This is a genomic window from Collinsella sp. CLA-AA-H167, assembly GCF_040095305.1.
Taxonomy (GTDB): Bacteria; Actinomycetota; Coriobacteriia; order Coriobacteriales; family Coriobacteriaceae; genus Collinsella.
On sequence record NZ_JBBNGA010000001.1, the window covers coordinates 343,583 to 357,640 of the forward strand.

Annotated in this window: 11 protein-coding genes, 2 tRNA genes and 1 pseudogene; 8 read left to right on the plus strand and 6 right to left on the minus strand. The window is 60.9% G+C overall.

Annotated features, from left to right (window positions below; all coding sequences use genetic code 11):
* Positions 1-82: 82 nt before the first annotated feature.
* The 8 genes from ptsP to AAAT03_RS01625 all read left to right on the plus strand — a co-directional run bounded on the left by ptsP (position 83) and on the right by AAAT03_RS01625 (position 8,023).
* Positions 83-1,786 (plus strand): phosphoenolpyruvate--protein phosphotransferase, encoded by a 1,704-nt coding sequence (gene ptsP, locus AAAT03_RS01590; protein ID WP_055250441.1) that lies wholly within the window; start codon positions 83-85, stop codon positions 1,784-1,786.
* Positions 1,787-1,860: 74 nt separating this feature from the next.
* Entirely contained in the window at positions 1,861-2,793 is a 933-nt protein-coding gene (locus AAAT03_RS01595; RefSeq protein WP_055250439.1) for a 1-phosphofructokinase family hexose kinase, read from the plus strand.
* 189 nt (positions 2,794-2,982) lie between these two features.
* A complete protein-coding gene (locus AAAT03_RS01600; RefSeq protein WP_349102419.1) occupies positions 2,983-3,915 on the plus strand; it encodes a 1-phosphofructokinase family hexose kinase in 933 nt (310 codons plus the stop codon).
* A gap of 201 nt (positions 3,916-4,116) precedes the next feature.
* Positions 4,117-5,511: an HD domain-containing protein gene (locus AAAT03_RS01605; protein WP_117583463.1), complete on the plus strand. Its 1,395-nt coding sequence runs from the start codon at positions 4,117-4,119 to the stop codon at positions 5,509-5,511.
* A gap of 152 nt (positions 5,512-5,663) precedes the next feature.
* Positions 5,664-5,740 (plus strand) — tRNA-Glu (locus AAAT03_RS01610).
* A gap of 22 nt (positions 5,741-5,762) precedes the next feature.
* A tRNA-Glu gene (locus AAAT03_RS01615) sits at positions 5,763-5,839 on the plus strand.
* A gap of 150 nt (positions 5,840-5,989) precedes the next feature.
* On the plus strand, positions 5,990-7,162 hold the full coding sequence (locus tag AAAT03_RS01620; RefSeq protein ID WP_349102420.1) for a lysylphosphatidylglycerol synthase transmembrane domain-containing protein: 1,173 nt from the start codon (positions 5,990-5,992) through the stop codon (positions 7,160-7,162).
* A 249-nt stretch (positions 7,163-7,411) separates the two neighbouring features.
* Positions 7,412-8,023: a TetR/AcrR family transcriptional regulator gene (locus tag AAAT03_RS01625; protein WP_158556488.1), complete on the plus strand. Its 612-nt coding sequence runs from the start codon at positions 7,412-7,414 to the stop codon at positions 8,021-8,023.
* Positions 8,024-8,062: 39 nt separating this feature from the next.
* On the opposite strand, the pseudogene AAAT03_RS01630 reads toward AAAT03_RS01625, so the two are convergent.
* The 6 genes and pseudogenes from AAAT03_RS01630 to AAAT03_RS01655 form a co-directional block, all read right to left on the minus strand.
* Positions 8,063-8,251 (minus strand): annotated as a pseudogene (locus AAAT03_RS01630) (DDE-type integrase/transposase/recombinase); the annotation flags it as partial.
* Between the two features lie 77 nt (positions 8,252-8,328).
* Entirely contained in the window at positions 8,329-9,597 is a 1,269-nt protein-coding gene (locus AAAT03_RS01635; protein WP_117583466.1) for an ABC transporter ATP-binding protein, read from the minus strand.
* Positions 9,598-10,620: an iron ABC transporter permease gene (locus AAAT03_RS01640; protein WP_117583467.1), complete on the minus strand. Its 1,023-nt coding sequence runs from the start codon at positions 10,618-10,620 to the stop codon at positions 9,598-9,600.
* A 22-nt stretch (positions 10,621-10,642) separates the two neighbouring features.
* A complete protein-coding gene (locus tag AAAT03_RS01645; protein ID WP_349102421.1) occupies positions 10,643-12,214 on the minus strand; it encodes an ABC transporter substrate-binding protein in 1,572 nt (523 codons plus the stop codon).
* Between the two features lie 4 nt (positions 12,215-12,218).
* Positions 12,219-12,752 carry a hypothetical protein gene (locus AAAT03_RS01650; RefSeq protein WP_349102422.1) on the minus strand — a complete coding sequence of 178 codons (534 nt, stop codon included), beginning with the start codon at positions 12,750-12,752 and terminating at the stop codon, positions 12,219-12,221.
* A 144-nt stretch (positions 12,753-12,896) separates the two neighbouring features.
* Positions 12,897-13,823 (minus strand): sirohydrochlorin cobaltochelatase, encoded by a 927-nt coding sequence (locus tag AAAT03_RS01655; protein WP_349102423.1) that lies wholly within the window; start codon positions 13,821-13,823, stop codon positions 12,897-12,899.
* Positions 13,824-14,058 lie beyond the last annotated feature (235 nt).

Below are 14,058 nucleotides of genomic sequence, written 5' to 3' on the forward strand. Positions count from 1 at the left end.
TGACCTGTATCAAGGTAGCTGCGCTCTTTTGTCATGGATATGGCAAAACGCTTTATCACATGGCACGGAGAGAGGAATGGGAATGTATCAGGGAGTCAACGCATCCGAGGGCATCGGAATCGGCACCGTTATGGTCGCCGTCGATCCCGACTTGACGTTTGAGCCGCACGAGGTTGCTGATTCGGCAGCAGAGAAGGAGCGCTATCAGACCGCTCTTTCGGTCTTCTGCGAGAAGACCCAGGCTCAGGCCGACCACATGAAGGAGACGGTGGGCGAGGCCGAGGCCGAGATCATGAGCGGACACATTGTCCTAGCTCAGGATCCGGGCATGACCGACGCCATCAACGCCGCCATTGACGGCGGCACCTGCGCCGAGCAGGCGCTCATGGACACCTCGACCATGTTTGAGAACATGTTCCTGTCCATGGACGACGAGATGTTCCGTCTGCGCGCGGCCGACATCGCCGACATCCGCACCGGTATTCTGGCCGAGCTGCTGGGCAAGGAGGTCGTCGACCTCTCCGTCCTGCCCGAGAACACCGTCGTTGTCGTGCACGACCTCACGCCGTCCATGACCGCCACGATCGATAAGGCCCACGTTGCCGGTATCGTCACCGAGACTGGTGGCCGCACGTCGCACTCCGCAATCATTGCGCGCGCCCTCGAGATCCCGGCTGTCCTTTCGGTTTCCAACAGCTGCACCGCACTGCGCAACGGCATGACCGTTGTCGTCGACGGTGGCAAGGGTATCGTCGAGGCCGATCCCGATGAGGAGACGCTCGCCGCTTACACTGCCAAGGCCGAGGCTTTCGCTGCCGAGAAGGCGGCTCTCGAGGCCTTCCGCGGCAAGCCGTCCGTGACTGCCGACGGCATCAAGAAGATCATTGCCTGCAACATCGGCAACCCCGATGACGTGCCCAACGCGCTCGATCACGATGCCGAGGCTATCGGCCTGTTCCGTTCCGAGTTCCTGTTCATGGACTCTGCTGAGCTTCCTTCCGAGGAGGAGCAGTTCAACGCCTACCGTAAGGTCGCCAGCGCGCTCAAGGGCGCTCCGGTCATCATCCGCACGCTCGATGTGGGTGGCGACAAGGAGATTCCGTACCTGCACATGGTCAAGGAAGAGAACCCCTTCATGGGCTTCCGCGCCGTGCGTTACTGTCTGGCCAACCCCGACCAGTACAAGGTCCAGCTCCGCGCCCTGCTGCGCGCCAGCGCCTTCGGTGACGTCAAGATTATGATCCCGCTCGTCACCTGCGTCGAGGAAGTCTTGGCTGTCAAGGAGCTCGTCGAGCAGTGCAAGACCGAGCTGACCGAAGAGGGCCGCAAGTTCAACGAGAACATCGAGGTCGGCATCATGGTCGAGACGCCTGCAGCCTCGCTGCTCGCTGACCGCCTGGCCGAGGTCGCCGACTTCTTCTCCATCGGCACCAACGACCTGATCGGCTACACCATGTGCGCCGACCGTGGCAACGACACCATCTCCAACCTGTACCAGGTTTACTATCCCGCCGTGCTCCGCTCGCTCAAGAACATCATCGAGAGCGGCGTGAAGGCCGGCATCATGGTCGGTATGTGCGGCGAGGCCGCTGCCGATCCGTTGCTCGAGCCGCTGCTGATCAGCTGGGGCCTGGAGGAGTTCTCGATGAGCGCTCCGTCCATCCTGCGCGCCCGCAAGACCATCAGCCAGTGGACCAAGGCCGAGTGCGACGAGCTCGCCGAGAAGGCGCTCGCCTGCAACACCGCTGCCGAGGTCAAGGCACTGCTCGAGTCCGCAGCTCGCTAATTTGGTATCAGAGGTAACCGCGTGGTTGGAATGGGCCGGCCACGCGGCCCTCACATATACAGGGGGTACTGTAAATGTTCTACACGCTAACCGCTAACCCGGCTGTCGACATGACGGTTTCGAGCTCTCCGCTCGAGCCCGACGAGAACGTCCGCACCGGCTCGGCCAGCTACACGGCTAACGGCAAGGGCCTCGACGTGTCCTTCGCCTTTAAGAAGATGGGCGTCGACACCGTCGCGCTCGGTTTCTTCGCCGGCTTCACGGGCAAGTTCATCGTCGAGGAGGTCATGAACCTGGGTTGCCTCTGCCGCCCGGTCTGGACCGACGGTATCACGCGCATCAACACCTACGTCAACGATGGCCAGCACGAGTACGGCATCCTGAACCCCGGTGCTCCGATCACGCCGCAGCACCAGGAGGAGCTCTACAACATCCTGGACACCGCGGGCGACCTTGAGTGCCTGATCGTCTCCGGCTCCGTACCTCCCAAAGCTACGCCCGACTTCCTGGCTCAGGTCATGGAGCACGCTCAGGCCCGTGGCGCCGACGTCGTCCTGGACCTGTCCTCCGACAAGCTCAAGGAGCTCGCTCACAAGAAGCCGCTGCTCATTAAGCCGAACCATCACGAGATGAAGGCTATCTTCGGCGTGCCGGTCGACACCGACGACGAGGTCCGCGTTGCCATGAAGCTGGCTCACGAGGCCGGCGTCCAGAACGTGCTGCTCACCCGTGGTAGCCGCGGTGACGCTTACTTCTCCAACGGCGAGGACATCTGGTATGCCAAGCGTGAGTTCAACATCAAGCTTGTCTCTTCCGTCTGCGCCGGCGACTGCACCCTCGCTGCGTTCCTGCACAAGTGGTACAGGGATCGCGACAACGTCGAGGAGGCCATGAAGCTCGCTATGGCCACCGGCGCCAACGTTGCTGAGTCCGTCGGCATCGGCGACTTTGGTCACGTCGACGAGTACAGCAAGCGCGTTGCTGTCCGCAAGCTCGATCGCAAGTAAGCGAAACGCGACATATTCGTGCGCATGCGGCGCTCCGGTTTCGGCCGGGGCGCCTTTTTTGTTCCGCCATGGTGGAGAGGTGCCCTGCCGTACTTCATCGCTTCCACACCGTTCACCGAGTTGTTGTAGCCTTTTACCGAAGCGTGGAATATACTTTCATTAACACGTTGCTTCGTGAAAGGAACATTCATGATTTACACGCTTACTGCAAATCCCGCCATTGACTACAACATCTCCTGCGACGGTCTTGCTGCCAACACCGTCACGCGTACCTGCAACGCCGTCTACACGCCCAACGGTAAGGGCCTCAACGTCTCGTTTACGCTCGACCACTACGGCGTCGACACCACGATCCTGGGCTTCTTCGCCGGCTTCTCGGGAGAGTTTATCGTTAAGGGCGCCGAGGCCCTTGGCGTGCCCGTCAAGCCCGTGTGGACTGACGGCATCACGCGTGTCAACGTGTTCCTCAACGCCGGTCCCGACACTGAGTACAACATGGTCAATGCCGGTGCCGCCATCAACGCTGCCAACGAGCAGGAGATGTTTGAGCTCATCGATTCACTTGACGACATGACCTGCCTGGTCATTAGCGGCTCGCTGCCCCCCAACACCTCTGAGGGCTTCCTGGCCGAGGTGCTTCGCCGCGTTAAGGCAAAGGGCGCCGAGTTCGTGCTCGATATTTCGAGCCATCAGTTGGCCGACCTCATTGCTATGGAGCCGCTCCTCATTAAGCCTAACGACGACGAGCTGCTCGACATCTTTGGCATTAAGGTGAGCGGTGGCGACGACGAGTCTGTCAAGGGCGCGATGGCCGAACTGCATGCCAAGGGCGCCAAGAACGTGCTGTTGACCCTGGGTGGCGCCGGCGCGTACTTCTCCAACGGCGAGCACATCTGGTTTGCCAACCGTACCTTTGAGGTCAAGCTGCTGTCGACCGTTTGCGCCGGTGACTCTTCGCTGGCCGCCTTCCTGTCCGTGTGGCACGACGCTCCCGAGCGCTTCGAGGACGCCCTGCGCCTCTCGATGGCCACCGGCGCCAACGTGGTCGAGTGCCCGGGTCTGGGCGATTTTGCTAAGGTCGATGAGTATCAGAAGGGCATCGCCATCCGTCAGGTCTGCTAACGCAGCGCACGGACCTTGCATCTTTGCTTTGTAGAGCACCCGTCTCGGATTGCCGAGGCGGGTGCTTTTTCATGTTTGTAGTCGATGCCTTGGGATCCAATCGTGCTTGAAGCGCGTTCGCGTGTGCGCCCGCTCTCATTTCTTGCTAGACTTCATGGAAACCATCAATCGATATGCCCGCAATTGCAGGAGGCCACAGGAATGTGCAATGTTTCGCTCAACGCTACGCAGCCGTCAGCCGCCTCTCTGTGCGTGTTGCGAGCCCTCGAGGATGCCGGTCTTGAGGCCTGGTACGTGGGCGGTTGGGTACGTGACGCCCTGATGGGACGTCCCAGCCACGATGTCGACATGTGCTGTAGCGGCCTGTGGCAGGAGTCCAAGGCGGCACTCGAGGCCGCCGGTATTGCCGTAGTTGAGTCGGGCATTAAATTTGGCGGCATTACGGCTATTTGCGATGGCGAGCGCATTGAGGTCACCACCTATCGCCTGGACGGCTTCTATACCGACGGTCGTCATCCTCAGAGTGTGGAGCGCGCCGCTTCGCTTGAGGACGATCTGGCGCGCCGCGACTTTACCGTCAATGCCATGGCGTGGCATCCCGAGCGCGGCCTTGTCGACCGCTACGATGGCCAGGGCGACCTAGACCGCAAGCTGATTCGCGCCGTCGGTGATCCTAAGCGCCGCTTTAACGAGGATGCCCTGCGCATGTTGCGCGCGGTGCGCTTTGCCTGCCGCCTAGACTTTGTGATTGAGCCCGAGACCAAGTGTGCCCTTGCCGAGTGCGCGCCGCTGCTCGATGCCGTGGCGCGCGAGCGCGTGGGCATTGAGCTCGAGGGTATCCTTTCGACCGGCCATGGGGGAGACGCGATGCTGCGCTACCCCGAGCTTGTTTGCGCCGCCGTGCCCGAGCTCGCGTCCGCTCGCGGGTTTGATCAACGCAGCGTCTATCATGCGTTTAACGTCTACGAGCATATCGCCCGCGTGCTGACGGTGGCAGGGGAGCTGGCGCTGTGCGACGGCGTCGCGCCCTCGTCGAGCCTTATGTGGGCGGCGTTTTTGCACGACGTTTCCAAACCCGAGTGCTTTACGGTCGATCACGACGGCAGCGGCCACTTCTACGGTCATCCCGAGCTCGGCGTCAAGAAGGCGCGTGTCATCATGGATCGCCTGGCGCTCTCGCACGATTTGGTGCGCGATGTGTGCCTGCTGATCAAATACCATGACAAGCCGCTGCGCCCCGAGCGCTCCTGCCTGCTCAATATGATGCGCGCGCTTTCGGGCGAGGGTGTCGATACGCCGCGTCTGATGGACGAGCTCATGGACCTTAAGCGTGCCGACACGCTCGGCAAGGCGCCCTCGTGCTTCTATTACGTCGAGACGATCGAGGAGATGCGTACGCTCGCCCACGATCTGCTGCAGGCGGGGGAGCCCTATACACTCAAGATGCTTGCCATCAATGGTGGCGACCTGATCCGCGCCGGCGTCAAGCCGGGGCCGGAGCTGGGACAGCTTCTCAACGCCGCCCTCGACGCCGTGATCGAGGACAACATCCCCAACAACCGCGAAGCCCTCCTGACTCATCTCCACCTAGGGTAGCTAAAATAGCCCCGTCCCAAATTAGCTACCTTGTTGACCTGCGCGTTCCATAACCTCGCGACAAAATTTCGGCAATTTGGAATTTCTTCTTGCGCTTGCGTTTTTTGTCCCGTAATATATTTCCTTGCAGCACGGCAGTGCAGATGTCATGTGGCCCGTTCGTCTAGCGGTTTAGGACGCCGCCCTCTCAAGGCGGAGATCACCAGTTCGAATCTGGTACGGGCTACCACTTCTTTTCTGCTGAGGCTTATGGCCCGTTCGTCTAGCGGTTTAGGACGCCGCCCTCTCAAGGCGGAGATCACCAGTTCGAATCTGGTACGGGCTACCACGCATCTGATACCCGGTCTTTCCACGGAAGACCGGGTTTTTTATTATCAAACAACTGTCTGTCATTCCCGTTTGAACAAGAGCTTTGCGTTCTGCTTATGGCCCTTACGGGTACAATAACCAAGATATTTTGACTGTTAGAAGGAGTCTCATGACGGAGTCCTCTCAGCATACGTCCAAGCCCCAGGTCGAGGTTGAGGCCTCGGGCGGCGATGACAATAAGAGCGCACGCCGCGGCGCAATCTTTATCGGCGTTGTGCTGGTGGGTTATATCGTCTATCTGGTGGTAACCGGGCAGATGGGGCAGTTCTGGGCTGCTATGTCGAGCGTCCAGGCGCCCTGGCTCGTTGTCGCGTGTCTTTGCATGTTCATGTATCTGTTCTTTGGCATTGTGGCCTATGCGATCGCCGTCTGGCTCGACCCCAATTCACCCGTCGGCATTCGCGACCTGATCTCGGTCGAGGCGAGTGGCATCTTCTTTGGCAACCTGACGCCCATGATGATGGGCTCTACGCCTGCCCAGATCTACCGCCTGACCAAAGCGGGCCAAAACGTGGGCGAAGCGGGTGCCACGCAGTTCACCCGATTTATTGTGTATCAGTTTGGCCTAGTTGCCTGGGGCGCTATCCTATTGCTTGCTCGCATGCCGTTTTTTGCCGAGCGCTATGGCGACATGACGCTGCTGTGCGTCTTTAGTTTTGGCGGTCACTGCTGCATCCTGCTCGGCATCTTCGCCGTCGCGCTCATGCCTAAGACCGTCACGCGCGTCGCCCATTGCATCATCAATTGGCTCGAGCGCATAGGTGTCTCGGCCACTAAGATCGATGGATGGCGCTCGTTTGTCGATGGCGAGATCTACTCCTTCTCCGAGAAGTTCAAGCTTTCGGCCGGACATTTTTCTTCCATGCTGCTCACCGTGTTTATCACCATGCTGCAGCTCGCGTTTTTCTATCTGGTGCCGTATTTTCTGATGCTCGCCTTTGGCCACCACGAGGTCGACTTTTTCTCGGTCATGGCCGCGAGCGCCTTTGTCCAGCTGCTGAGCTCTGCGGTTCCCTTGCCCGGTGGAACTGGTGGCGCTGAGGGCGGCTTTGCTTTGTTCTTGGGTCATTTCTTTGGGTCGGCTTCGACCGCCGGCTATCTGCTGTGGCGTCTCATTACGTTTATCGCGCCGACCATTTTGGCTGCGCCCCTGCTGGGCCTTAAGAGCGCCCACAACGAGAGTATCCATGCGCGCTGGGATCGCGTGATGCGCAAGCTCGGCCGCGCGCCTCAGACGCCCTCTGCGCCCACTAAGCCGCACCCCACGAATGCTGACCGTTGATCCCAGGAAGCACGCTCAGAAGGCTTCTGGGACCGCTAAGCCGGCTCATAAAGCCTATGTGCGACAGACGGGCGACGGTATCCGCGTATCTCCGTCGGCACTCAATAAGAAGAAGCACCCTAAGTCGCAGTAGGACAGTCGTGCGTTCTTCATGATGCGGGGCATATTTGTGCTGTATGGGGGATAATCCTCTTACGTAGATTATCTCTCATCTGTTGATGAATGCCCGCATATCGAAGGGACACGTCTATGGACACCAGCAAACCGCGTCTTGATCGCCGCATCGTTCGCAGCCGCAATGCCATCCTTTCCGCTTTCGAGCGCCTGCTCATGGAAAAGCCGCTGGCAGACATTACGGTGAGTGCCATCGCGCGCGAGGCCAATGTCGACCGCAAGACCTTTTACGTTCACTTTGGTACGGTTGATGGCTTGCTCGATGCCATTGCCGTCGATGTGGTGGAGATGATTGTCGACTCGGTTGAGAAAACGCTTGCCTCCATGGACGGCGACACCAACGAGCGCGCCCTGGGCGCGGCGGCGACCTTCTTTAAAACCGTTAACGAGGCACTATGCAACAACTTGGTGCTCAATCGTCAGCTGATCGAGAACATTCCGCTCGATGATTTTATGGCTCGTCTTCGTGCGCCGCTCGAACACGAGATTGCCGAGCGCGATCTGCTGCCCCAAGGTCTCAAGGACGAGATGTTCGACTACTATCTGGCGTTCTTGCTGTCGGGTATTATCGGTATCTATCGCACGTGGGCCCTGTCTGATGGCTCGGTTCCTATCGAGCGCGTCTCGGAGGTCGCCAACGACCTGACTCTCAATGGCCTATCGAGTCTGGAATCTCGCTTGGATTAGGCGCAGGCTCGAGTTCGTGAGGCGCTTGTCGGGGTGCAGCCCGATCGACCAGGCGACGAGCATCCCGCCGAAGCAGTCGATGACCGGGCTCAGGTAGACCTTCTCGCCGCCCGGGAGTCTGAACTCGGTGATGTCGGTGAGCCACAGCAGGTTGGGCTCGTCGGCGTGGAAATTCCTGTTTACGAGGTTCTCCGGCGCCTTGTAGACCTCGCCGGCGTAGGAGCTGTAGCCTGAGGATCATTAAAAGAAAGTCCAGTTTATCCTTCCCACTCCAATTGGGAATCCTCCGATGCGCCTTCGCACGCTCACATGACCTCGATACCATGCGAGCGTGCGAACTCGACGAGCTCTGCGTTGCGGGCGTTTATGGTGCCGAAGGCGGCGGGGCACACAATAAGGCGCGCGCAGTGGACGAGGAGCTCTTTGGCGCGGGCTATGGTTTTATCCCCGATCGGCTCGAAGGCGCGCTCGGCCACGCATTCCGCTGCCAGGTCGCGCGCGAGCTCGCAGTCGATGTCCCCTTCGTGCAGAACGCCCGCGTAGAACGCCTTGCCCTGCCGGACGAGCTGGCGAAACACAGCCGACCCCGTACCTGCGCCGGCGATGACGAACGTGTTCGCATCGCCGTGCGGGCGCCCAATTTCCACGCTGCCGAAGCGCTCGTTGAAGGTGCCATGCTGAAGGCCGTAGAGCTCGCCAATCGTCTCGCGCGTGAATATGTCCTCGGGTGCGCCGGCGCGGAAGACCCGGCCGTCCTTCACGCAAATCACCTTGTCGGCGCTTTTCTGCGCGAGCTCGAGTTCGTGGATGGACATGATGACAGCCACATTCCGCGATTTCGCAAGGTGGCGAAGTATTCGCAGCAGGTCGATCTGGTAGCGGATATCGAGATACGACGTGGGCTCGTCGAGCACGAGCACACGCGGATCCTGCGCGATGGCGCGTGCGAGCATGACGCGCTGGCGTTGCCCGTCGCTTATCTGCATAAAGTCGCGCTCGGCGAGCTCTTCCACATGTGCGGTTTTCATGGCCTCGTCGACCCGACTATGGTCGTCGGGCGAGAGTGTGCCCATTCGCCCGGTGTAGGGGTGCCTTCCTGCCTCTACGACATCGCGGCAGGTGAGGAGCTCGGTCCGGGGGCGATCTGTCAGCATAACGGCAAGGTTCCTTGCAAACTCCGCCGTCTTCCATCGGGAAATCTCCCGCCCGTCGAGCTCGACCGCGCCGGCAAGCGGTGCCAGATGGCGTGTGATGGTTTTCAAGATGGTCGACTTGCCCGAGCCGTTCGGCCCGATGAGCGCCACGACGTCGCCCGCGCGAACCTCCAGATCGACGCCTTCGACTACGACCTTCTTGTCGTAGCCCGCCGACAGGTCGCTTATGTGGAAAAGCGGCGCTCCGTCAGCCTGCGTTTCGACCGTAGTTTCGAGGTTCGGCTCCGCTCGGAGGAGGCGTTCCGCGCGCAGTTCCGCACGAGCCGAAAGTGCCTTCTGGCGCTTTCGTGCGAGCTCAGGACTGTCTAAGCATGGAATGTCCCCTCCGAGCGTTTTGGGCCGCGGCACGAATTCCCCCATCTACCTCACCCGCTTCTTCAACATGAGCGCGATAACCACCGGAGCGCCGAAGATGGCGGTGACGGCGCTGATGGAAAGCTCGACGGGAGAGAACAGCGTGCGCGCGATCAAATCGCAGCCCGCGCAGAAGATGGCGCCTCCCAAGAAGCACGCAGGAATCACGCGGATGGGCTTCGACGACTTTAGCGCCGACTTCACGAGATGCGGAACCGCGATGCCTACGAACGACACCGGACCAGCGAACGCGGTCACGCAGGCGGAGAGCATGCTCGCTAGAAGGACGAGCACCACGCGGAAGCGTGCGACGTTCACGCCGACGCTTTTCGCGTAGGCTTCTCCCAGCTGGAAGGCGGAAAGGGGCTTCGATATCGCGAATACGCATGCGCTCACGGTGATCACCACGACCGCGATGATCGCGATGTCGTCCCAGCTCGAACCCGAGAAGCTACCCAAAGACCAGTTGTGCAGGTTCACGATGGACTGGTCGTCGGCGAAGGCGATGAGGAAGTTCGTCGCCGCCGAGCAGATGTATCCCACCATGACGCCCGCCACGATGAGCATGGCCATGGAACTTATGCGCCGTGCGATGAGGAGCACGAAGCCGATGGTGATAAGCGAGCCCAGAAACGCTGCGGCCACCATGGCCGGCGAGGACATGGCCTGGTTCGCGCCTAGAAGTACGATCATCGTAAGCGCGACGACGAACTTTGCGCCCGAGGAGACGCCCAAGATGAACGGGTCGGCGATGGGGTTGTTGAAAAACGTCTGCAGCAGGAACCCGGAAAGCGAAAGTGCCCCGCCGAGAAGCACGGCTGAAAGCACGCGCGGCAGGCGAATCTCCCAGATGACCTGGCTTTCCATGGAATTGGCCGCGCCGCCCGAAAGGATGCCGGGGATGTGGTCTGCGGGCACGAGCGCGCTCCCGATGCACAGGTTGGCCCCGACGAGCACGATGAGGGCAACAGCGAGCAGCGCCGTCACGACGCGACACCGCGCGGCGCGCCCCGATTCGTCGTATGCCATGGAAAGCCGGCTTCTCATGGCGCTAACCGAGCTTCCTCAGATAATGGAAGTCGCTCGCGTCATCGCCGGTGAACGCCCCGTGCAGCTCGTCGATAATGTCGGCGGTAGAAGTCATCTGCTGGTACATGTCGGCGCTTGTGACCCAGACGTTGCCGTTCTTCACGGCTTTGAACTGCGACAATAGCGCGTTTTTGCCTACGAAGTCGTTCAAGGTGGCAACCGATTCGTCGATGGTGCCGTTGTAGACGATGATGTCGGCATCCTTCGCCGTCGCGTAGAAGCGCTCCATTTCGAGCGTTACTGACGAACCTGACGTCGACGCCGTCTGCGCGTCATCGAGCGCATAGCTGCCGCCTGCAAGCTCGATCATCTGCGCCACGTAGTCGCCCGCCCGCCGCGTGACGGCGGCCCCGTTCGAGTTAATGTAGAAATACGCCACGGTTTTACCTGACGACGCGAGCCCCGACGTTTGCTCGACGCGGGCCTTCTGCTCGTTGAACAGGTGCGCGGCCTCGTCTTCCTTGTCGAACAGAACGCCGAAAAGCTTAATCCACTCGACGCGCCCGAGTGCTTCGGGCTCGCTCGACGACTGTTCGGTGAGCACGACGAGCCCGAGCTTCTGCAGCTTTTCCTTCACATCGGGCGTGTGGTTGATCATGGTGTTCTCGATGGCGAGTGTGCAGCCCGAGGCCGATATTCGCTCGTAGTCGGGCGCGCTGTACTTGCCGCCGTAGGCGATCGCCCCACTTTCGAACGCGCTTTTGAAGCCCACGACCGAGCAATCGTCGGCCTTCGTGCCCGACATGATGATATTGTCGTTCGCATCGAGCGCGTCGACCAGGCACATCGTCGCCGACGACACGAGGTACACCTTGTCGGCGGGGCGCCTTATGACCGCGATGTCGGAGCTCAACCCATCAGGTACCTTCGCATCTTGCGGCACCACGAGGAAACGTTCCCCATTCGAAACGCAGATAAGCCGCAGACCGCCTTTGAACTCGTCGACAGTGAAGTGCTCGGCGTATTCAAGCTGAAGCGCCCCCGTCGGCTCCCAGCCACAGCCCAAATCGGCGTTGTGGAAGTCGGCCGCGGCGCTTGAAGCCGTTCCCACAGGGGAGCCGCCGCTTGCTTCGTCGCCCGATTTCTCCTTCATGGTGGATGAGTCGAAGTGGATCGTGTAGTCGATGGTGTGCGGCGTCGACATGGCGACGGTCTCGGCCGACACGGCGATGTCCTCGTCGAGCGTGACGGGTATCTCGAACGTGGAGTTGCCGCCGTCGTTTACGGGCGCGTAGTCCACGCCGTCGACGGTCATCTTGTCGTAGTTCGAACTCGACCAGGTGATGGTCGCGGTGTAGGTGTCGCCATCCTTCACAATTGTGGTGGGTGAGGCGATGCTTGCGCGCCCTGACCCGCCGGAAAGCGAGACATTCACAGTGTATTCCTGAGAGCCCGCCGTGCCACCGGTCGCGTTCGGGCTCGCACTGCACCCCGCGAAGGGAAGCGCGAGCAGGGCGACGAGAACGCAGGCGATCGCGCGCGCCGCGATGCTTCGGCGCTTCCTGTTTTCCCCCTTGGGAAGAATCGATCGCATGGCGTTACTTCAGTGCGTCGGCGCGTAGATCGACGCCGGCGGATTCGAACACGAGCGTGCGGTCGTACCACTGCTCTTTTCTAATACTCCACGCGGCACAGGCGGTGTCCTCGTCGAGCGCATCAACGGGCACGTCGTAGGTGTACTTGCCTTCCGCGTTTTCCACATAGGTGATGAAGTCGGCCTCGCTCGCGGCGGCAGCCTCGTCGCCCGTGCCCATGAAGAGCTTGCCGTAGCCCGTGCCGGAAAGCGTCATCACGCAGTGCATGGAGCCGTTTTCCACGATGAGCTGGGCGTCCACAATCCTGAACATGTTCGAGCTGGAATCTACGGTGATCGGATAGGTGCCGTCGGCCACCTTGTCGGCGGTGATGGGGGCAGCGCTTGCGCCCTCGGTCGCATCGGCCGCCTGCTCGGTCTTTTCCTGGGAATCGGTATTGCTTGCCTTTGCGCTGTCGCTTGAATTTCCGGCGCAGCCGGCGAGCGAGAACGCGAGAAGCGCCGCCGACAGGGCGAAGACGAGGGTTTTCTTCAACATGGAGGGGTTCCTTTCAATCGCTTCTACCGCCCGCGCCGTGCGGTGGGCGGGCGGGATGCGAATGCAACGGGCATGCGCCGTCGGTCGGGGAAGGCGCATGCCCGTTGCACGGGGACGCGACCGGCGCCCCCGTGCGCGGCGAGTTTACAGCTTGGCGATGGCGTCGTCCACGTGCGAGACGTAGATGTCGTCGACCGCGGCGTTCTGTCCCAGACCCTGGAGCAGGCACGTCACTTCGAAGCCGGCGGCCACGAACTTCGCAGCCCAGCTGTCGGGGTCGGTCTCGTCTGCCATGTCGTTGTTCGCGTGGTCGCCCGCGACCACCATGAACGGCGCGAGCACGGCCTTCTTGTACCCTGCGGCGCTCGCAGCGGCGATAACATCCTCGCAGGTCGGTTCAGCCTCGACGGTGCCGACGAAGAACTGCGTCAAGCCCTCGTTCTTGAACACTTCCTGCATCTTGGCATAGTCGGCGTTGGAATCGGCTTCGGTGCCGTGGCCCATGAGGCACAGCGCCGTCTTGCCGTCGTCGAAGGACGCCATGTTCTCCTTAATGGCTGCGGCCACCTTCTTGTAGTCGTCGTCGGAGGTGAGCAGCGGGTCGCCGAGCGAGATCTTGTCGAACTTGTCGGCGTACTTGTCAAGCTCGTCTTTCACGTCGGCGTATTCCAGGCCAGCCATGAGATGCGTCGGCTGCACGACGATTTCCTTCACGCCGTCTTCCACGCAACGGTCGAGCGCCTCGGTCATGTTGTCGATCGTGATGCCGTCGCGCTTCTTCAGCTTGTCGATGATGATCTGCGCGGTGAAGGCGCGGCGGATGTCGTAGTCCTGCCAGTACTTCTCGCGGATAGCGTCTTCGATGGCGCCGATGGTGATGTGGCGCGAGTCGTTGTAGCTCGTGCCGAAGCTCGTGACGAGAATGACCGGCTTCACGGCCTTCTCCTTTTCGCTCGATTTCTCGGAACTCGCGGAGGTGCTGGAGCAGCCCGCGAGCGCGACTCCGGCGAGCGCGACGGCTCCGGTTGCTGCGGCGCCCATGAAGCCGCGGCGTGACATCTGGTCGGACATGGTTTTCCCTTTCCTCGGTTTGCCGGTCCCCCGGCGACAGTTGCTTATCGGCACAAGCGAAAGAAAAGCGCGCTCGTCCGCAAAGGGATAGCGCGCCTGTTTCTTGCATTCGAAAGGGAAGCGCACTCCTCGGGGTTCACAAGGAGCTAACGCCACGGCGATGCCGTGAGGAAAAGGCGAAGCAGTCTGGCTTGGGGCGCGAGGCGGTTCGCCCGCGCGTCCTACACAGTAATGT